General features: G+C 64.5%; 17 protein-coding genes. 9 read left to right on the top strand and 8 right to left on the bottom strand.

Going from position 1 to position 19355, the window contains the following annotated elements:
* Positions 1 to 74: 74 nt before the first annotated feature.
* The 8 genes from O3301_RS18725 (at position 75) to O3301_RS18690 (ending at position 9979) form a co-directional block, all read left to right on the top strand.
* Complete coding sequence (locus O3301_RS18725; RefSeq protein ID WP_289915889.1) at positions 75 to 1160, top strand: ABC transporter ATP-binding protein; 1086 nt, start codon at positions 75 to 77, stop codon at positions 1158 to 1160.
* A 108-nt stretch (positions 1161 to 1268) separates the two neighbouring features.
* Positions 1269 to 2489: a maltose/maltodextrin ABC transporter substrate-binding protein MalE gene (gene malE / locus O3301_RS18720; RefSeq protein ID WP_077402478.1), complete on the top strand. Its 1221-nt coding sequence runs from the start codon at positions 1269 to 1271 to the stop codon at positions 2487 to 2489.
* A 97-nt stretch (positions 2490 to 2586) separates the two neighbouring features.
* Entirely contained in the window at positions 2587 to 4098 is a 1512-nt protein-coding gene (gene malF, locus O3301_RS18715) for a maltose ABC transporter permease MalF (protein WP_099664600.1), read from the top strand.
* A gap of 10 nt (positions 4099 to 4108) precedes the next feature.
* The gene (gene malG / locus O3301_RS18710; protein ID WP_077402472.1) at positions 4109 to 4999 is read left to right on the top strand and encodes a maltose ABC transporter permease MalG; all 891 of its coding nucleotides are present in this window, start codon (positions 4109 to 4111) and stop codon (positions 4997 to 4999) included.
* Positions 5000 to 5001: 2 nt separating this feature from the next.
* Positions 5002 to 6648 (top strand): alpha-amylase family glycosyl hydrolase, encoded by a 1647-nt coding sequence (locus tag O3301_RS18705; RefSeq protein ID WP_305057128.1) that lies wholly within the window; start codon positions 5002 to 5004, stop codon positions 6646 to 6648.
* A complete protein-coding gene (locus tag O3301_RS18700) occupies positions 6645 to 7556 on the top strand; it encodes a carbohydrate kinase family protein (protein ID WP_305057127.1) in 912 nt (303 codons plus the stop codon). Before O3301_RS18705 ends, O3301_RS18700 begins: the two co-directional genes overlap by 4 nt.
* Before the next feature lie 94 nt (positions 7557 to 7650).
* Positions 7651 to 8937: an O-acetylhomoserine aminocarboxypropyltransferase/cysteine synthase family protein gene (locus O3301_RS18695; protein WP_289911673.1), complete on the top strand. Its 1287-nt coding sequence runs from the start codon at positions 7651 to 7653 to the stop codon at positions 8935 to 8937.
* Positions 8938 to 8986: 49 nt separating this feature from the next.
* Positions 8987 to 9979: a GyrI-like domain-containing protein gene (locus O3301_RS18690; RefSeq protein WP_305057126.1), complete on the top strand. Its 993-nt coding sequence runs from the start codon at positions 8987 to 8989 to the stop codon at positions 9977 to 9979.
* A gap of 18 nt (positions 9980 to 9997) precedes the next feature.
* Here O3301_RS18690 and O3301_RS18685 read toward each other — a convergent pair whose 3' ends face one another.
* Positions 9998 to 10801: an SDR family oxidoreductase gene (locus O3301_RS18685; RefSeq protein WP_305057125.1), complete on the bottom strand. Its 804-nt coding sequence runs from the start codon at positions 10799 to 10801 to the stop codon at positions 9998 to 10000.
* A gap of 179 nt (positions 10802 to 10980) precedes the next feature.
* Here O3301_RS18685 and O3301_RS18680 point away from each other — a divergent pair, with 179 nt between their 5' ends.
* Positions 10981 to 11589, top strand: a complete 609-nt coding sequence (locus O3301_RS18680; protein WP_305057124.1) for a TetR/AcrR family transcriptional regulator — start codon at positions 10981 to 10983, stop codon at positions 11587 to 11589.
* Here O3301_RS18680 and O3301_RS18675 read toward each other — a convergent pair.
* Genes O3301_RS18675 through O3301_RS18645 form a run of 7 tightly spaced genes read right to left on the bottom strand, consistent with a single transcriptional unit; the run spans position 11516 to position 19333 of the window.
* Positions 11516 to 12559, bottom strand: a complete 1044-nt coding sequence (locus tag O3301_RS18675; RefSeq protein WP_305057123.1) for an AAA family ATPase — start codon at positions 12557 to 12559, stop codon at positions 11516 to 11518. The genes O3301_RS18680 and O3301_RS18675 overlap by 74 nt on opposite strands.
* Positions 12556 to 13917: a capsule biosynthesis protein CapK gene (locus tag O3301_RS18670; RefSeq protein WP_305057122.1), complete on the bottom strand. Its 1362-nt coding sequence runs from the start codon at positions 13915 to 13917 to the stop codon at positions 12556 to 12558. The genes O3301_RS18675 and O3301_RS18670 overlap by 4 nt, the downstream gene beginning before the upstream one ends.
* Positions 13918 to 13919: 2 nt before the next feature.
* A complete protein-coding gene (locus O3301_RS18665) occupies positions 13920 to 14513 on the bottom strand; it encodes a hypothetical protein (protein WP_305057121.1) in 594 nt (197 codons plus the stop codon).
* Between the two features lies 1 nt (position 14514).
* Complete coding sequence (locus O3301_RS18660) at positions 14515 to 16293, bottom strand: VWA domain-containing protein (protein ID WP_305057120.1); 1779 nt, start codon at positions 16291 to 16293, stop codon at positions 14515 to 14517.
* A complete protein-coding gene (locus O3301_RS18655) occupies positions 16290 to 17261 on the bottom strand; it encodes a hypothetical protein (protein ID WP_305057119.1) in 972 nt (323 codons plus the stop codon). The genes O3301_RS18660 and O3301_RS18655 overlap by 4 nt, the downstream gene beginning before the upstream one ends.
* Before the next feature lie 9 nt (positions 17262 to 17270).
* Positions 17271 to 17756 (bottom strand): hypothetical protein, encoded by a 486-nt coding sequence (locus O3301_RS18650; RefSeq protein ID WP_305057118.1) that lies wholly within the window; start codon positions 17754 to 17756, stop codon positions 17271 to 17273.
* Positions 17753 to 19333, bottom strand: coding sequence for an AAA family ATPase (locus O3301_RS18645; protein WP_305057117.1), 1581 nt, complete (start codon positions 19331 to 19333; stop codon positions 17753 to 17755). The genes O3301_RS18650 and O3301_RS18645 overlap by 4 nt, the downstream gene beginning before the upstream one ends.
* Positions 19334 to 19355: the final 22 nt, after the last annotated feature.

Here is a 19355-nt window from a genome sequence, read left to right as displayed (position 1 = left end):
GAGCATCGCCAGCCGCAAGTTCGACGCGCAGTAGATTTGGCCAGGCACATTCAGTGAGATTGAGGACGACAGACATGGCTGGACTGAAGTTAACAGGCCTGAAGAAGGCATATGGCGACGTGCAAACCCTGCACGGCATCGACCTGGAGATTGCCGACGGCGAATTCATGGTCTTCGTGGGCCCGTCGGGTTGCGGCAAATCCACCTTGCTGCGCAGCATCTGCGGCCTGGAAGAAATCAGCGGCGGCGACTTGTATATTGGCAAGACCCGCATGAACGACGTGCCGCCCGCCAAGCGCGGCATCGCCATGGTATTTCAGAGCTACGCCCTGTACCCGCACATGAGCGTGGCGCAAAACATGGCCTTCGGCCTGAAACTGGCCGGCATGAACAAGGTGCAGATCGCCGACGCCGTGCAGCGCGCCGCGCAAATCCTGCGCATCGAACCTTTGCTGGAACGCAAACCAAAAGACTTGTCGGGCGGCCAGCGCCAGCGCGTGGCCATCGGCCGCGCCATCGTGCGCAAGCCCGACGTCTTCCTGTTCGACGAACCGCTGTCCAACCTGGACGCCTCGCTGCGCGTGCAGATGCGCATCGAACTGGCGAATCTGCACCGCGAATTGCGCTCGACCATGATTTACGTCACGCATGACCAGGTCGAGGCGATGACCCTGGCCGACCGCATCGTCGTGCTCAACGCGGGCCGCATCGAGCAAGTGGGCGCCCCGCTGGAGCTGTACCACCACCCCGCCAACCTGTTCGTGGCCGGCTTCCTCGGTTCGCCCCGCATGAATTTCCTCAAAGGCAAGATCCACAGCTATGCGGACGGCGTGGCCACCATCGCCACCAACGCGGGCGGCATGCTGCAAGCCGTGTTGACGCAGCCATTGGCCAGCGGCACCCCCGTCACCGTCGGCGCGCGCCCCGAGCACGTGCAGGCGTGCGCACCTGGCTCCACCGCCGCCCTCACGGCCACCGTGCAAGCGGTGGAAAAACTGGGCGACGTCAGCTATCTGTATGTGCAGGTACCGGGCGGCGACGAGCCGCTGGTGGTGCGCGCCGATGCGGAAACGGACTGGGCCATTGGCCAATCCGTGGCGCTGCAGGTGGCGCCCGCCCGCGTCCACGTGTTCGACGAGCATGGCCAGACGCGTACCTGATTCCGGATTTAAGGGCCAGGCGCTACAGGCGCCGCCTGGCCTGGTTGCATCGTTTCAGCCTTGATATTCAACATAAACTTAGCATAAAAAAAGATACTGGAGATTGACATGTCCTTCACGCACCCGAAACGCAGCTTCATCAAAACCACCCTGATCGCCGCCGCCCTGGCCGGCATCGGCAACCTGGCCGCCGTCAGCATGGCGAACGCGGCCGAAGCAGGCACCCTCTTGATCTGGATCAACGGCGACAAAGGCTACAAGGGCCTGGCCAAGGTCGGCGAGGAATTCACCAAGAAGACGGGCATCAAGGTCGTCGTCGAGCACCCGGAAGATGCGCCGAACAAATTCCAGCAAGCGGCCGCCGCCGGCAAGGGCCCGGACATCTGGATCTGGCCGCATGACCGCATCGGCACCTGGATCGACGCCGGCTTGCTGCAACCATTGACGCCAAGCAAGGAAGCGCGCGCCGCCATCCTGCCGCTGGCGTGGAACGCCTTCACCGTGGGCGGCAAGACCTGGGGCTACCCGATCTCCATCGAAGCCGTCGCCCTCGTCTACAACAAGGACCTGGTGCCGACCCCGCCAAAAACCTTCGAAGAAATCGCCGCGCTGGACAAGAAATTGTCCGCGCAAGGCAAGAAAGCCATCCTTTGGGATTACACGAATACCTATTTCACGTGGCCTTTGCTGGGCGCGGGCGGCGGCTTCCCGTTTGAAGTCAAGTCCGACGGCCGCTACGATGCGGCGAAAACGGGCGTGAACAATGCCGGTTCGCAGGCCGGCGTGAATGCGCTGATGACCCTGATCAACAGCGGCGCCATGCCGAAGGGCGCCGGCTATGCCGAGATGGAAGCCGGTTTCAACCAGGGCAAGATCGCCATGATGATCAACGGCCCATGGTCGTGGGACAATGCGCGCAAGTCGAAGATCAATTTCGGCGTGGCAACGATCCCTACCGTCGCAGGCAAGACGGCCACCCCGTTCGTGGGCGTGCTGGGCGCGATGATTTCGAAAGCCAGCCCGAACAAGGACCTGGCCACGGAATTCCTGGAAAACCAGATGCTGCAGATCAATGGCCTGAAAACCATCAACGCCGACGTCCCGCTGGGCACGCCAGCCAACAAGGTGCTGTTCGCGGAATTGAAAGCCAATCCGAACATCCAGGCGACGATGGAAAGCGCGCAAGCGGGCCGTCCGATGCCGAACAACCCGGAAATGGGCCGCTTCTGGTCGTCGATGCAATCGGCGCTGGAAAACATCACGCAAGGCCGCCAGACGACCAAGGATGGCCTGGATGCGGCGGCGAAGCGGATTACGACGGCGAATTAAGCATATCGTACTGCCTGGCGCAGGCCGGATCACGGGCCTTCGGGCCTGATCCGACCTGCGCCATCTCGTATCACTCCATCTTCACAGGTATCCCATCGTGCGCAAGTTTATCGGCCCTACGGTATTGACCATCAGCATGGCGCTGGGTCTGTATCTGCTCTTCATGTTGTACATTTCCGGCCAGACCATGCTGGCCGCCGTTTTCCTCGGCTTGCTGACCCTGACGACGTTTGTCTTCACGTCGCCGCGCGCCTATGCCTACCGCTATCTGTTTCCCGGCATTACGGCGGTCATCGTCTTCGTGCTGCTGCCGATGGTGTACACGGTGTCGATCGGCTTTACCAATTTCAGTTCGCGCAACCTGCTCACCTATGAGCGCGCCACGCAATACCTGCTGGACGAGACGCAGCGCGTGGAAAGCGCCGGCTATGCCATGACCGTGCATGCCGACAACAAGGAATACCGCTTGCGCCTGGAAAGCCCGGACACAGGCGAAGTGCTGCTGACGCAGCCGCTGGCCCTCAAGCGCGCCGTGCCCCTGAACGTGGAAGTGACGCCGCTCGACCCCGTGCAGGCGCCCGTGCTGGCCCCGCCGCTGCCCATCAAGGACATCATCGCCTTGCAAAAGGATCTGAAGTTGCTCACATTGATCTTGCCGAACAGGATCGAGCTGCGCATGGTGGGCTTGCGCGAATTCGGCCCCGTCGCGCATGTCTACAAGCAGTTGCCGGACAAAACGCTCAAGAAAATCGCCACGGGCGAACTCGTGACACCGAACTTCAAGACGGGTTTTTATGAAATGCCGGACGGCACGAAGCTGGAACCGGGCTTCAAGGTCAACGTCGGTTTCGCCAATTTCGTGAAGATCTTCTCCGACGAAGCGTTCCGCGGTCCCTTCCTGCGCATTTTCGTGTGGACCATCGTTTTCGCCCTGATCAGCGTGGCCACCACGACGGGCCTGGGCATGGTGCTGGCCGTGCTCTTGAACTGGGATGCGCTGCGCTTCCGCGGCCTGTACCGTACCCTGCTGTTCCTGCCGTACGCCGTACCGGGCTTCATTTCCATCCTGGTCTTCAAAGGTTTGTTTAACAATAACTTCGGCGAAATCAACCTCGTGCTCGACGCCTTGTTCGGCATCAAGCCCGCCTGGTTCTCCGACACCACCCTGGCCAAGGCCATGATTTTGATCGTCAACACCTGGCTCGGCTACCCCTACATGATGGTGGTGTGCATGGGCTTGATCAAGGCGATCCCGTCGGACCTGTACGAAGCGTCGGCCCTGGCTGGCGCGGGACCGCTGACGAATTTCTTCAAAATAACGTTACCCCTGATCATCAAACCGCTGACGCCGCTGATGGTGGCCAGCCTGGGTTTCAACTTCAACAATTTCGTGCTGATCAGCTTGTTGACGGGCGGACGTCCCGATTTCCTCGACACGACGTTACCGGCCGGCACGACGGACTTGCTCGTGTCCTACACCTACCGCATCGCGTTCGAGGATTCCGGCCAGAACTTTGGCCTGGCCGCCGCCATCTCGACCCTGATCTTCTTCCTCGTGGCCGCGATTTCGCTGGTCAACATGCGCCTGACGCGCATGAACAAAGCATAAAGGACCGACCATGGCTATCGTTGTCGACCGTTCCAACCGCTGGCGCATCCTGGCGGCCCACGTCGCCGTGATCGCGCTGATCGCGCTGGTGATGTTTCCCTTCCTGATGATCTTGTCGATCTCATTGCGCCCTGGCAATTTCGCCTCGGGCAGTTTGATACCGCCCGAGATCAGCTTCGAGCACTGGCGCCTGGCACTGGGCATGTCTTACCAGGCGCCCAACGGCACCCTGGTCGAGCCGGACTTCCCCGTGCTGCTGTGGCTTTGGAATTCCATCAAGGTGGCCAGCATGAGCGCCACCGTCACCGTGCTGCTGTCGACCACCTGCGCGTACGCATTCGCGCGCATGCAGTTCCGCTTCAAGTCGCAAACCCTGTCGGCGCTGATGCTGCTGCAGATGTTCCCCGCCGTGCTGGCCCTGGTAGCCATCTACGCCATCTTCGACGTGCTGGGCAGCTACGTGCCGTGGCTGGGCATCGACCACCACGGCAGCCTGGTGCTGGCCTATACGGGCGGCATCGCCCTGCATATCTGGACCATCAAGGGCTACTATCAAACCATCCCCATCGAAATCGAGGAAGCGGCCAAGGTCGACGGCGCCACGCAATGGCAGGCGTTTGTCTACGTGCTGCTGCCGATGACGGTGCCCATCCTGATGGTGGTGTTCCTGTTGTCGTTCATCGGCGCCATCATCGAATACCCGATCGCTTCCGTGCTGCTGCATGAACAGAACAACCTGACCCTGGCCGTCGGCTCGAAACTGTTCCTGTACGAACAAAAATACTTGTGGGGCGACTTCGCCGCGGCCGCCATTTTGTCCGGCTTGCCCATCACGGCCGTGTTCCTGCTGGCGCAAAAATGGATGATCTCCGGCCTGACGGCTGGCGGCGTGAAAGGCTGACCATGCGACGCTCCCTGACTGCGCTGGCCGCCCTGTTACTCAGCGCTTCGGCGCAGGCAGGGAGCTTCAGCTTCGCTGACAACCCCATCGTCTACTTCGCCGTGACGGACCGTTTCGCCAACGGCAATCCCGGCAACGACCACAGTTATGGCCGCGCCGCCGACCCGCAAGGCGGCGACGTCGGCAGCTTTCACGGCGGCGACATCGCCGGCCTCACGCAGCAGCTCAAAGCTGGCTACTTCAAGGAACTGGGCGTCAACGCCCTGTGGATCACGGCGCCATACGAGCAGATCCACGGCTGGGTGGTGGGCGGCAAGCAGCAATTCCAGCATTACGCCTACCACGGCTACTGGGCGCTCGACTACACGACCATGGACGCCAACATGGGCACGCGCGAGGAATTGCGCGAGATGATCGATATTGCCCACGCGCAAGGCATCCGCGTGCTGTTCGACGTGGTGCTGAACCACCCCGGTTACGCGGACTTGCGCACCCTGTCCGAATACAAAGTACCCGTGCTGTGGCCGGGCCATGAAAAAGCCACCCTGCGCGACTATCATAGCTACATCGACTACAACAACTTTGATTTCGCACAATGGTGGGGTCCGGACTGGGTGCGCGCCGGCCTGCCAGGCTATCCCGACGGCGGCAAGGACGATTTCACCATGCAGCTGGCGTATCTGCCCGACTTCCGCACGGAAAGCAGCAAGGCCGTGGGCTTGCCGCCCATCCTGCAGCGTAAAAGCGACACGCGCGCCGTGGCCCTGCCCGATGCGACTGTCCGCACCTACCTTGTCCACTGGCTGGCCGACTGGGTGCGCGAATTCGGCGTCGACGGTTTCAGGGCCGACACCGTCAAGCACGTGGAGCCGGCCAGCTGGCTGGCCCTGCGCGCGGCGGCCACCGATGCCCTCAAGGATTGGAAAACCCGCCACCCGCAGCAGAAGATCGACGACGCACCGTTCTGGATGACGGGCGAAGCGTGGGGCCATGGCCCCGAGCGCAGCAGCTGGCATGACGCGGGCTTCGATTCGATGATCAATTTCGATTTCCAGAATCGCGCCAACGGCGACTGGAAAAGCATCGACGGCGTGTACCGCCAGTACGCGGGCCTGCTGGGCGAGCGCATTGGCAATGCGCCCCGCTACGACATCCTGTCGTACATCTCCTCGCACGACACCAGCCTGTTCCCGCGCGACCGGCTGAAACATGGCTTGTCCGCCCTGCTGCTGGCGCCGGGCGGCGTGCAGCTGTTCTATGGCGATGAAAGCGCGCGCCAGCCTGGCGCGGCGCCCATCGGCGACGAACAGCAGGCCACACGCTCCGACATGAACTGGAGCTCGATGGATGCGGCAACCCTCGCGCATGCGCGCAAGCTGGGCCAGTTCCGCCTGCGCCACCCTGCCCTGGCGCGCGGCGAACACCGCTTCATCGACGACAAGCCGTACGCGTTTGCCCGCGTGATGGATGGCGACGCCATCATCGCCGTGCCCGAAGCGCAAGGCGCACTCGAACTGAAGGTACACGGCGTCTTCGCCGATGGCACCCCGCTGCGCGACGCCTACACCAATCACACTTACACCGTCAAAGACGGCGCCGTCGCCGTGAATGCGGCCGGCACCGTCCTGTTAGAAAAGGCAGCACCATGAGTAGCTATGACATCTTAGTAGTCGGCGGCGCCGGCATCGACACCATCGTGCGCGTCCCCGACCTGCAATTGCCCGTCACCGATTCGCTGCACGTGCCGCCCATCCGCGACTACGTGGCGCACACGGGCAATGGCGTGGCGCTCGGTTGCCACGCGCTGGGACTGCGCTGCAAGTTCATCGACTTCATCGGCGACGATGCGCAAGGCGCGGCCATCCTGCAGCGCTATAAAGATGCCAGGCTCGATTTCTCGCACATCGTCGAACCGTCGGGCACGCGGCGCAGCGTCAACCTGGTCGACCCGCAAGGGCGCAGGATGTCGCTGTACGACGGCCGCCACCCGGAAGACGTGCGCATGCCCGCCGCCTTCTATCTGCCCTACCTGGGCCCGGCGCGCCACGCGCACTTTTCCATCATGGGCTGGGTGGCCGCGCTGTTTGACGATGCGCAAACGTGCGGCACCACCGTGTCGACCGATTTGCACGACTGGGATGGCGTCAATCCGCACCACAAGGTCTTTGCGCTGCGCGCCGACCTGGTCTTCCTCAGCACGGCGGCGCTTGGCGAGCGCACGGAGTCCGTCATGCGCGCGATTGTCGCGGAAGGCCGCGCGCAGGCCGTGATCGCCATGGCGGGCGCGCACGGCGCCTACCTGCTGGAACGGGGCAGCGAGACCGTGCGCCACACTCCGGCGGCTGGCTTGAAGCTGCCCGTGGTGGACACGAATGGCGCAGGCGACTCGTTCGTGGCCGCCTTCCTGCACGCCTGGCTGGGCGGCGCGGGCCTGGACGAAGCCATGCGCCGCGGCGCCATCGGCGGCGCGTTTGCCTGCGCCCAGCATGGCACGCATGAACGGTTTATCGGCAAGGCAGAGCTGAATGACTTATATCAAGACGGCACTAGCTTATGACTTAAAATTCTATCAAGCGTGATAACTTGGTAACGGGCGCATGGCACAATGGCTGCGGATTTCACCATTGCAGACCATTCGAACCGGAGACCACATGAGAATCGAAACCCTGGCCGTGCACGCCGGCTATACCCCCGACCCGACAACCAAGGCCGCCGCCGTCCCCATCTACCAGACGGTAGCCTACGCCTTCGACAATGCCCAGCATGGCGCCGACCTGTTCGACCTGAAGGTCGCCGGGAATATCTACACGCGCATCATGAACCCCACGCAGGACGTGCTGGAAAAGCGGGTCGCGGCACTGGAAGGCGGCGTGGCCGCGCTGGCCGTGGCGTCGGGCATGGCGGCCATCACCTACGCGATCCAGACCATCGCGGAAGCGGGCGACAATTTCATCTCCGCCAGCCAGCTGTATGGCGGCACCTACAACCTGTTTGCCCACACCCTGCCGCAAATCGGCATCGAAGTGCGCTTCGCCGACGCGCGCCAGCCCGAAACCTTCGCCGCGCTGATCGATGCGCGCACCAAGGCCATCTTCTGCGAATCGATCGGCAACCCGCTGGGCAACGTCACGGATGTGGCGAAGCTGGCCGAAATCGCGCACGCGCACGGCATCCCGCTGATCGTCGATAACACGGTGCCCAGCCCCTACCTGTTCCGCCCCATCGAGCATGGCGCCGACATCGTCGTCCACTCGCTGACCAAATACCTGGGCGGCCACGGCACCACCGTGGGCGGCGCCATCGTCGACAGCGGCAAATTCCCATGGGCCGAACACAAGGAGCGCTTCAAGCGCCTGAACGAACCGGACGTGTCGTATCACGGCGTCGTCTACACGGAAGCGTTCGGCCCCGCCGCCTTCATCGGCCGCGCGCGCGTCGTCCCGCTGCGCAACATGGGCGCGGCCATCTCGCCACTCTCCGCCTTCCAGCTGATCCAGGGCATCGAGACCCTGGCCCTGCGCATGGACCGCATCTGCGACAACACCCTGGCCCTGGCCAAGCACTTGAAAAACCATCCGAAAGTCGCGTGGGTCAATTACGCTGGCCTGGAAGACCACCCGGACCACGCGCTGGTGAAAAAATACATGCACGGCCGCGCCTCGGGCATCCTGTCCTTCGGCCTGAAACTGGCCAGTGGAGAAGATCCGCGCGCGGCCGGCGCCCGCGTGCTCGACGCCCTGCAACTGTTCACGCGCCTGGTCAACATCGGCGACGCCAAGTCGCTGGCCACCCACCCGGCCTCCACCACGCACCGCCAGCTCAATCCGGAAGAACTGGCCAAGGCCGGCGTGTCCGAAGACATGCTGCGCCTGTCCGTGGGGATCGAGCATATCGACGACTTGCGCGAAGACCTGGAGCAGGCATTGAACGCGGCGTAAGCCTCTTTTCCACGCCGCCCGGAGGGGACTTCATGCCATAATCGGCGGCATGTCTTCCCCTCCTACTCCCCCTGAGCAGCCGACATCCGGCCATTTCCGCGCCGAATACGTGCGGCGCATGAATGCCGTGCTTGACCATATCGACCGCCACCTCGACACGCCGCTGGAGCTGGCGCAGCTGGCCGACGTCGCGCATTTTTCACGCTTCCACTTTCACCGCGTGTTCGCCGCCTGGATGGGCGAGACGCTGGGCGACTATGCGCGCCGCCGGCGCCTGGAAACGGCCGCCTTGCGGCTGGCCTGCCGCCCCGGCGAAGCGATACTGGACATCGCGCTGGCGACGGGCTTCGGCTCCGGCGAAGCGTTCGCGCGCGCCTTCAAGCTGAAATTCGGCTGCACGCCGACGGCCTGGCGCGCCGGCGTCGCCGCAAAAAACGCTGCCATGCTCGCAGCCATGCGCCTGCGCCGGCAAGATAGCAATCCGGATCAGGCCATGCGCAATCCCGGTCAGGAAAACGGGCCGAACTTCCAGCACCATGGGCACTCCAATCCACTTCATAGAGAGAGTCCCATGCAAGTCACCATCCTCGACCTGCCGCCCGCCACCGTGGCGTGCCAGCGCCATATCGGCCCCTACGGCCCCGCCATCGGCGCCTTCTGGCGCGACACCGTCGCGCCATGGATGCAGTCGCACGGCCTGGGCGACGCGACGTGCTACGGCATCGGCCATGACGATCCCAGCATCACGCCGCCAGACAAATGCCGCTACGACGCCTGCGTCGCCGTGCCCGATGCATTCCAGTCGGGCGGCCGGGCCAGCATCACCACCCTGCCGGGCGGGCGCTATGCGGTAGCGCAATTCAAGGGACCATCCAGCGCCATTGCCGAAACGTGGACGCGCATGACGCGCGAATGGCTGCCGGCCAGCGGCCTGCAGTGGGATGAGCGCCCGTGCTTCGAGCGCTTTTCCGCGGCCACGGCGCTGGATCCGGCCACCGGCGAATTCTCTTGCGACATCTGCATCCCCGTACGGCCGCTGTAGCTTCCTCTTTCGCGTGTATCAGCCCGCGATGCCATAGCGCGATGCCGGCTTGCCGCGCATCGCGCCTGCGAACAGGGCCAGGCGGGCTGCATCAAACTTCTCCCACAATGCCTGGTCTTCGACGGAAGGCAAGGTCACCAGTTCGCCCTGGTCCAGGCCCGCCAGCGCCGCATCGACACAGTCTTCGGCGCGCATGATGGTGGCCTGGTCCAGCTGCGCCAGCGGCACGCCGCTCAATTCCCAGATTTCCGTCGCCGTCGATGCGGGCAGCACCAGCTGCACCACGATGCCCGTGCCGGCCAGCTCCTGCTGCAAGCCGCGCGTGAAATTCATCACATAGCCCTTGGTGGCGCTGTAGATCGTGCTGACGGGCAAGATGTGGAAGGACAGCACGGAGCCGATATTGATGATGGTGCCGCTGTTGCGCTGCTTGAACCGCGGCAGCACGGCGTAGCTCAGCTCCGCCACGGCCGTCACGTTGACCTTGTCCATGGTGGCGATGCCCGCTTTCGGCGTATCGACGACGGGCGCCAGGGTCGACGCGCCCGCATTATTGACCAGCATGGTGATGGCCGGATTGCTGGCCAGTTCATCGGCCACGCGCTGCAGGTCGGCCGGTGCGGACAAGTCCGCCGCCATGGCACGCACGGACACGCCATACTTTTCCGCCAGCGACCTGGCCAGCACGTCCAGGCGTTCGATCCGGCGCGCCACCAGGATCAAATCGAAGCCGCGGCTGGCCAGGCGGTCCGCATATACGGCGCCCAGGCCCGACGACGCGCCAGTGACGAGGGCCGTGCCCGGTGTATTGACTGTACTCATGATGGTTCCTTTGCAATTGATAAATTCGAATGAATGGCTTTCAGCAGGATGCATCAAACATGATAGCCATCATGCTTTGGCGCGACACTAAACATGACGATCATCATGCTTAGTGTCACAAGCATGATGTACGTAATGTATGATGTCAACAGAAATTATTTAATGATCGGGAGAACACCATGCGATACCCAGCGGCCGAAACGGCAGAAAAACACCAGCGCATCCTGCAGGAAGCGGCGCGGCTGTTCCGTGAACAGGGCTTTGACGGCGTCAGCGTGGGACAGATCATGAAGGCGACAGGACTCACGCATGGCCCCTTCTACAACCACTTTGCCTCGAAGGAAGCGCTGATGGCGGAAAGCACGCTGCACGGCTCGGAGCACTCGCGCGCGGCGCTCGATGCGGCAACCATCAGCCCGGAAGCCATGCGCCAGTACGTGCGCGATTATGTGAGCGCGGCCCACCGCGATGCGCCGGGCAACGGGTGCTTGCTGGCGGCGCTGGCCGGCGACGCGCGCAAGCAGCCGGCAGTGCTGCCAGCCTTCACCTTCCACCTGAAATCCATCATCGGCAAGCTGACCACGCATTTTCCGTGGCAGAAAAAACGCCCCCCCCGGCAGGAAGCCATCGTCATGCTGTCGGCCATGGTGGGCGCCGTGGCGCTGGCGCGCGCCGTCGACGATGCCGCGTTTTCGGACGAGATACTGGCGGCGGTCAGCATGGCATTCGCGCCGCCAGCACTAGCGCCACCTGCCTGCCCCTCTCGTCCACCGAACCTGACACATTGACAAAGGCGATCCCCCGCCGCGCCAGCTCGGCCTGGTACCACGCATGCTGGCGCGCGCGGAAATCCTCGTCGCGGCGCGTGCCATCCTGGATGAAGGGAAAATCGGGCGCGCACAGCAGCACCAGATCGTAGCGGTGCTCGGCCAGCCGCGCCAGCTCCTGCTCCGCCTTGCCGAACATCTCGACGCAGTAGAAATACGTCGTCATGGGCGAGGTATCGCAAAACAGCCAGCGCCGCGCAGCCAGACGCGCCTGCGCTTCGCGGCGCAGCTGTTCCCGGCCGATTTTCAGCAAATCGTCATAGTTCAATATGCCATCCTGGCTTTCCCACAATTCGCGGCCATATTCGGCCACCCAGGCCGTCTCGAAATGCGCCGCCAGCGCTTGCGCCAAGGTAGTCTTGCCGCTCGATTCGCCGCCGAGCACGCACACGCGCGTGACAAAATCGGCGCGCACAATCGGCGACAGGAAGGCGCTGTGCGCATGCGGGTCTTGCCGCACCCTGGTGCCGGACACGGGCACCGCAGTTCTCGCCTGATCCACGCTCACGTGCGCCACCGGCCCGCCGGCATAATGCCGTTCCAGCACCTGGGCAAAGCCGGGGCCATAGTCTTCGCTGGTGAACACGGCATCGACGGGCAGCGCCAGCACCGTCCAGCACAGCCAGCCCATGAAGTGGCGATGCAGCTCGCCATCGTCGTCGTTGTGCGGCAGATGGCGGGCAGGCACGCCGCGCGCGGTGCACAGGGCCGCCAGGCGCGCATCGTCCAGCACCACGATGTGCGCTTGCGGGAATTGCGCCCGCAGCCACCGTTCCCGGCGCGCCGGCTCATAGCCGGGAAATTCGGGCCTGGTGTAGCTGACCACCAGCAGTTCTTCGCAGGCGTCTTGCGCACGCTTGATCAACAGTTCGTGGCCCTGGTGCAGCGGGCAAAATTTGCCGACCACGAGGCCGCGTTTATAAAGGTTCATGCCACTGCTTCCTGCAAATCCGAGGTGTATTGAATGATCTTGTCTTCCGCCAGCAAGGTCTCGACCGTGATGACGTCGAAAAAAGGCGCGAGCAAGGCGCGCGCCCGGTCAGCCTGCGGCATGGCGTTCGGCGCCAGGCGCAGCGCGATGGCGCCGTCGCCATGCTGGTGCACGCCGAACAAGGCGATGGCCAGCGGTTTCAAGGCATGCGTGATATCGATATTATTGATCCACTCGCCCGTCATCGTCCTGTAGCGCAGGGGGCTGCGGCCGGCCAGCCCCACCAGCACGGGGCCGTGCGGGCCATGCGCCAGCGATGCGTAATCGCCCGTGCGGTAGCGCACGAGAGGCAGGCAGAAATTGAAGCCGCCCGTCACCGTGATTTCGCCGCGCGCGCCATCGGCCACGGGCTGGCCGCAGCTATCGATGATTTCCACGTACAGCCGGTGCTGCAGCAGCACGTGGCCGCCTGCCCGTTCGTCGTAGACGGCGACCGGCCCCACTTCATTGAGCGAATAGATGTCGAGCACGGGACAAGCGAAACGCGCTTCCAGGCGCGCGCGCATGCCCGGCAACAGCATCATCGAGACGGACATCAGCGCGGCGGGCTTGTGCGCCATGGGCAAGGTCAGGAGTTCGGCAAACGAGATGGGGTCGCCCGCGATCAGCTCGGGCGCCATGGCGTCCAGGTAGCGCGCGCGGTCGTCCGGGGCGCGCCAGTCGTCCGGGTGCAGGTTGATCTTCGCCAGGCCGGATTCGTTCATCGTCGGCGTGACGGAGACATAGGTGAAGCAGCGGCGCTGGTGCCCCAGCAGCATCACGCCCACCTGCCCCGCGCCATAGCGCAGGGTTACGCCAAAACGCTGCAGCGCGCGCTTGTGGTAGGCCAGATAGCGCCCCGCCACCAGCGGGTGCGAAGCGATCAGCAGCGGGTGGCCCGTGGTGCCCGTCGTCTGGAAGTTGATCATGCGCGCCAGGTCCGCATCGTCGGGCACGAAGGCGGCGATGTCGTGCGCCAGTTCGGCGCGGCTGATGGGCGCCACGTCCGCCAGGCGCGCGGGCGGCGAGCCGCAGGCGCGGTAATGCGGCACCGTGGCGTAGGCCGTCCTGAGAAAATCCGCCAGCCAAGGCGGCGGCGCATCGGCGCTCCAGCCGATATCCGCCTGCATGACTTCCTGCTCGTAGGCGCGCAAGGCCGCCACTTCCCCGGCCTGCAACTTGTTGCCGCTGCGGTTGCGGTAGCGGGGCGCCGCCGGGTGGCTGCGCAGTTTGTCCAGCATCCGTGCGCCCGCCGGCGTCAGGGTGGGACAGTAGTCGCGGTCCGCTTCCCAGGCGCCAGCCGGCAGATTGACGTCCACGCTCATTCGCGCGACCACTTGTCGGCCGATTCCTCGGCCGCCTTCTTCGCCAGCGCCTCGCGGATTTCCCGCGCGCGCTGTTCGGCCAGGCGGCTCGCTTCAAGCAGGCGGCGGCGCTCCGTGCCGCTGATGGCGGACAATCTGTCCGTGGCCTGCGCCACGCTTTCATCGAGGGGCCGAAAACCCAGGCGCGCCAGCACGATGCGCGCAAGTTCCTCGCGCCGCTCGGGGTCTTGCGTGAACTGGTGGGCCGGCGTGGCGGCGGCCAGTTCGCGCGCCGCCTCGCCCAGTACCTGCAGCAAGGCTGGCTGCGGCAGTTGCTGCGCGGTGAACCACTCGTCGGCCAGCAGCCAGCACAGGATCATGGCCAGCGCCAGCCGGTTGCGGTCCGCCTTCACTTGCGCGCCGATGAACCCCTGCAGGGACGCGGCCGGCGCGCGCGCGCCATGCAGCAGCAAAACGTCGTTGACCAGCGCTGCCACCGCCACGGCCTGCGCATTGGCGACGCCGGCGATACGGGGCTCGGCGAGGAATTCGACGGGCGTGTCGGCCAGGCGGTGGGTTAATCTTTCGAGGTGGGGTCCGGGAATCTGCATGTCATGATTGTATATAGTGGCGCCGGCTGAACGCCCGCGCAAAGTCCAGCAAATCCTCGTAGCGTTCCACGGCGTGGATATCCCAGCCCTGCTCGCGGCGCGCGCGTTTCAAATCGTCATAGGTCTGCTGCAGCCACTGGTGGCTGGCCGCGCCATCCCAGTCGCGCGCCAGGTTCAAGGCCATGGTGCCGCCCGCGCCGCCCTGGGCCAGCGCTTTCGCCGAGATATCCCAGCCGCTGTTGCCCAGTTCATCCTTGTCGAACATGGTGGTGATGCCATCGTCGGAAATCATCAGGATGTGCGCGGGCCGTTCGCGTTTGGCCGCATAGGTCTGGCGCAGGCGGTGGATGGGGAAACAGGTGCCGCCGCCAAAAAATTCCGTCAGCACGCCGAGGATAATGTCTTCATCGCGCACGAAACCTGGCGTCTGCATTACCTCGTTCTTGCCGCTCCACAGGGTGACCTGCACTTTTGCGCCGGCGCGCAGGGCGGACAAGGCGATGACGGCGCCGGCCAGTGTCAGGAACGAGGTGTGCGCCTGCGGGTTCGGCATGGAGCCGGAACTGTCCACGTACATGTCCAGGTCGACGGGCACGGCGTCGGTGGCGCGCGCCGGTTCGCGGCCATACACGCGGCGCACGGTGGTCACGCCCGGCACGAGGCGCGGCGACTGCATCACGGACTGCAGCCAGTCGATGTCTTCCAGGGGATCGCCGATTTCCCAAGGCTCCAGACCTTCCATCTGCGGCTCCTGCGACTCGGGTGCGGGGCGGCTGGGAAATGCCACCAGGTGCGGCAAAGCCCGCTCGCGGTAGTAGCGGATGGCGATTTCATGGTCGCTCAGGTCCACGCCCGAGGCCTTCAGAATGTCGCCCAACTCAAACGGTTCGCGCAGCTGGCCGCCGCCGTTCCCGGGCGGCGCCTCGGCTTGCGGTTCCTCGCCATCGAGGCCCGAGATGCGCTTGTCGTGCACGGGATGGATGGCGCCGTCCTCTTCGTCATCCTCGATCTGCTGCGCGCCATACGTCTGGCAGCCGCGTGCCGCGTCGCGCGTGTCCTGCAGGTAGCGGCTGGGGTCAATGTCACCGAGGGCATCCGTATCTTCCACCAGGTAGGGCAGCAGCAAGGTGGCGAAGCGGCCCGCCGCCAGCATCCAGTCGTTCGCATACACGCGAATGAGGCGCGCACCCAGCCAGGCGTCCGTGTCCAGGCGCTCGTCAGCGTGGCCGCCGCCCAGCTCGCCCTTTTCCAGCTGCCACAGGTTTTCATAGATACGCATGTACAGTGTCCATACGCCGCCGCTGCCCTTGCCATCAGCTTGCACCGTGCGCCCCTGCTGCAGCTTGCGGTAGATGTCCGCCATGCGCAGATTCGCCTGGCGCTGCAGGCGGTCGTTGATGAACAGGTCCGTGTACAGGTTGGCCACCATGGGCGCGTGCTGCTCCAAGGTCGGCAAGGCGCGGCGCATGCGCGCCAGCAGGCGGAACTGGTCGCTGGCGCTGCCCGGTGCGAGGATGTGGTGGCCGATTTCATGGGCGAGGATTTCCAGCGCATAGTCGTCCAGTCCCAGTTCCGTCACCAGCGGCAAGTCCACCACCACGCTCTGGTCCAGCAAGCGGATCATGGCGAAGCTGCCGGACAAGCCCTGCTTGCCGGCTTCGACGCGGCTGGCGCACAGGCTGGGGTCGCGCAGGCGCGTAAACTTGCTCCACACGGCCAGGGCCTCGGGCCAGGCGGCGCGCCAGCGGTCGATCAGGACGGTGTCGGCATCGTTCTTCATGCGAGCGGCAGCAGGCGGATGGCGTGCGTCCACGGTGACGTGATGGCCAGCGTATGCGCATTCGCGGCCAGCGCGATGTCGCCGGCCGGCAGGTCGAGCGCGATGCTGCGCGCGCCGACGTGAACGGTGGCTCCATCGAGGCGCACGGACGCCGGCACGCCGGTTTGCGCCAACTCAAACTCCTGCGCCGTGGCGCTGTGCAGCACGGCGCCATAGGCGTCGGCCACCAGCAAATAATGGCGCTCGGCGCTGCGCACGACAAAACCGTAAAGCGTGGCGCGCACTTGCGGCGGCGTGGCGAAATCGCCACCCAGGCCCGTGAAGGCGCCGAACTCCCTGCCCTCGGCATTGCCGCGCCACGGATTAGCCATGAGCTGCGCATGCACCTGCGGCCATTGCGCGCCCGGCTCGCCAAAGGCGGCCAGCGCCAGCGCATGCGGCAAGGTGTCGGCGGCGGCCAGCGCGCCCTGGCGGAAATGCGCGACGCCGGCGCGCCAGGCCAGCACCTGACCCACGGCGCGCAGCTGCGCGATGCTGCCGACTTGCGGCGCCACGGCAGCCATCCCGGCCTGCCATTGCGCGGGCCGCGCGCCCGCCACGGCGCCAATGTGGATGGCGGCGTTGCTCAGCATGCCCAGCACGTCGACAGGGGCCGTCGACAGCAGCGGCGCAAACGATGGCGTCAGTTCGCGCCACACGCTATTCAGGAAGGGATTTTTCGCGACCGGACCGGCCAGGACATGGCCCACCAGCTCCAGGGCCATGTCATAGGCGGCCAAGGTGACGCCGCCCACGCGCTCGGGCGCGGCGGCGGCCACGGCCACCACCAGCGGATCGACGCCATCGTGCAAGAAGGCGCCGAAGGCGGCCATGTCGAGCGCGGGAAAGCGCCGGCGCGCTTCCGCTGCGCGGCCGTTGAACTGGGCGCGGCCGCTGGCAAGGATAGTTGCAAAGGCAGGAGAAATCATTGTTCCTCCTCAATCGCTGTGCGAAAAATGCAGCAGATAGCGCTCATCCCCTGATTCAAACGCGATCTCGTCCCAGTGGATCGCATACCAGACACCAGGCGGCGGCGTCATCTTCACGATATGCATAGTGAATCCGGCCAGCGACATGTCCAGCGCGTCGAGGAAGGCGTTGACGAGGCAGGCGCGGAAACGGTCCGGCGGCGCCGTCCGCATGTGGTCCGACGAGAAGAACCAGCGCTGGCACACCTGCTCCAGGTGCGCGCGCCCGCGCGGCGCCACCGTGATCTGCCACAAGGGCGCCGGCAGCGCGCGCGCCGGGGTGCTTACATTCAGGGTGTAATCTTCCACACGCAAGCCCAGCGCCGTGAGCAGATCCGGCGCGTCGGGCAGCCGTTGCAGCTCATAGCTTGCGCACAGGTCGCTGGCCTCGCTGTTCAACATGGCCAGGGCGTCGAGAAACCCGCGGCAATGGTCGATATTCAGTGCGTCATTCATTGCGAACGCAGCCAGCTGCGGTAATTCGTATAGCGCTGGTGCAGATATTTGAGCTTCAACAAATCGTCATACAGGGGCCCGTACAGTTTTCTCCCTTTGGTACGTTCGCCGATCAGCTTTTCGATGCGGTTCAGGCGCGCCAGGGTTTCGCGCTCGCTCACGCCATCGAGGCCCAGGTCGAATTCGGCCGACAGCACGCCCACAGGGTCGTCGCGGTCCAGGTCCAGGCGGTTGAATTCATCGTTCGACAAATCGAACAGGCGGCGCAGCCAGCCCAGCCTGTCGCTGCGATAGGCGGCGTTTTCCGGCAGCGCGAAAAATGGCGCATCCGGGTCCGGCTGCAGCTTGTTATGCAGGACGAACGGCAGCACCTGGCGCAAGTCTTCCAGCTCCACCTCGCCATTGCCACGGAAATAAGCCATGGCCTTGGCATAGATCAACAGCGCCATCAGGGTGCGCACGGAAATGCCATTCAAGGTCTGGCAACCGAGATCCTTCAAACGGTCGCGCCCATTGTCGGCCGCCTGCGCGGCGCCACGGTCGGCGCCGGCCAGGCGGGCCGTATCCTTGGTCATGTATTCGAACTGGCCGCCCGCCGTCTCGAACAGCTCGAACTGGCTGGCGAAAAATTCCAGGCGGCGGCGCACGGCTTCGGGCACGCCCACCTGGCGGATGGATTCGCCAATTTGATCTACCTCCGCTTCCGTAAAGATGATATCGGGCGGCACCAGTTCTTCTGGCCGCACGTTTTCTTCCACGCGCAGCAGCAACTCATTCAGGAAGCGGGGGTTGAAGGCCAGTGCCTGCACCGTCACGTCGACCCGGTCGCGCAGCGCTTCGATCACCTGGTAGGTGCCGCCGCCCTGATCATCGTTGGCCGTCAGATACCAGGCCGCTTCCGGACATTCGTAAATATGGTTCAGCACTTCCGCGTAATTGTCGCCCATGACGGTGAGCAGCGCGCTTTGCGTGCGCGTGGGGATGCGGTTGTATTCATCGACGATTTTCACGCGCATGCCCAGCCAGGCGCGCCAGGCGATGCGGATCTCGTCCATGCTTTGCGCGTTGACCAGGTCGGCCGGCAGCGGATTGCCGAGCAAGTCGGCCACAGTCATCTGCGGATGGCCATGCTGCATGGCGCGCTTGACTTCCTTGACGGTGGAACCGGCCAGCACGCCCATCAACAGGGCGCTGGCCGTCTTGCCCCGCCCCGGCCCGCCGACGAACAGGCATTTGCGGCGCGTGGCGAACGTCAGCAGGGGCAGCAAAATGAAGCTGGAATAGCTTTGCGCCGACGGCAAATTCAGGGTGCGGCGGCTGTCGCCCACGGCATACGTCTGCGACGGGCCGTCGTTGTACTCGATATCGTAATGGGGGCTGATGATGGCGTGGTTGACGATCCAAAAGTATGCCTGGCGCAGCTTTTCATCGAAAGGCCGCGCTTGCGCCGCGCCTTCCGCTCCCAGCGCGATGGGGCCCTGGTACAGGTCCGCCACGTCGAACTGCCGCGCGGCGGGCGCCGCCTTGGGTTTGGTGGGGGCCTGGGACAGGCGCTGGAACAGATTAAAAGCTGACATGATTGGCTAACGCCTGTCAAAA

Source organism: Janthinobacterium sp. SUN211, from assembly GCF_030587315.1.
Lineage (GTDB): Bacteria > Pseudomonadota > Gammaproteobacteria > Burkholderiales > Burkholderiaceae_D > Janthinobacterium > Janthinobacterium kumbetense.
This window is presented reverse-complemented; position numbering and strand designations above follow the sequence as displayed.

Excerpts from the sequence above, each read along its gene's own strand:
- O3301_RS18725 (WP_289915889.1), top strand. The coding sequence starts at position 75 with ATGGCTGGACTGAAGTTAACAGGCCTGAAGAAGGCATATGGCGACGTG.
- malE (WP_077402478.1), top strand. The coding sequence starts at position 1,269 with ATGTCCTTCACGCACCCGAAACGCAGCTTCATCAAAACCACCCTGATC.
- malG (WP_077402472.1), top strand. The coding sequence starts at position 4,109 with ATGGCTATCGTTGTCGACCGTTCCAACCGCTGGCGCATCCTGGCGGCC.
- O3301_RS18705 (WP_305057128.1), top strand. The coding sequence starts at position 5,002 with ATGCGACGCTCCCTGACTGCGCTGGCCGCCCTGTTACTCAGCGCTTCG.
- O3301_RS18700 (WP_305057127.1), top strand. The coding sequence starts at position 6,645 with ATGAGTAGCTATGACATCTTAGTAGTCGGCGGCGCCGGCATCGACACC.
- O3301_RS18695 (WP_289911673.1), top strand. The coding sequence starts at position 7,651 with ATGAGAATCGAAACCCTGGCCGTGCACGCCGGCTATACCCCCGACCCG.
- O3301_RS18690 (WP_305057126.1), top strand. The coding sequence starts at position 8,987 with ATGTCTTCCCCTCCTACTCCCCCTGAGCAGCCGACATCCGGCCATTTC.
- O3301_RS18685 (WP_305057125.1), bottom strand. The coding sequence starts at position 10,801 with ATGAGTACAGTCAATACACCGGGCACGGCCCTCGTCACTGGCGCGTCG.
- O3301_RS18680 (WP_305057124.1), top strand. The coding sequence starts at position 10,981 with ATGCGATACCCAGCGGCCGAAACGGCAGAAAAACACCAGCGCATCCTG.
- O3301_RS18675 (WP_305057123.1), bottom strand. The coding sequence starts at position 12,559 with ATGAACCTTTATAAACGCGGCCTCGTGGTCGGCAAATTTTGCCCGCTG.
- O3301_RS18665 (WP_305057121.1), bottom strand. The coding sequence starts at position 14,513 with ATGCAGATTCCCGGACCCCACCTCGAAAGATTAACCCACCGCCTGGCC.
- O3301_RS18660 (WP_305057120.1), bottom strand. The coding sequence starts at position 16,293 with ATGAAGAACGATGCCGACACCGTCCTGATCGACCGCTGGCGCGCCGCC.
- O3301_RS18655 (WP_305057119.1), bottom strand. The coding sequence starts at position 17,261 with ATGATTTCTCCTGCCTTTGCAACTATCCTTGCCAGCGGCCGCGCCCAG.
- O3301_RS18650 (WP_305057118.1), bottom strand. The coding sequence starts at position 17,756 with ATGAATGACGCACTGAATATCGACCATTGCCGCGGGTTTCTCGACGCC.
- O3301_RS18645 (WP_305057117.1), bottom strand. The coding sequence starts at position 19,333 with ATGTCAGCTTTTAATCTGTTCCAGCGCCTGTCCCAGGCCCCCACCAAA.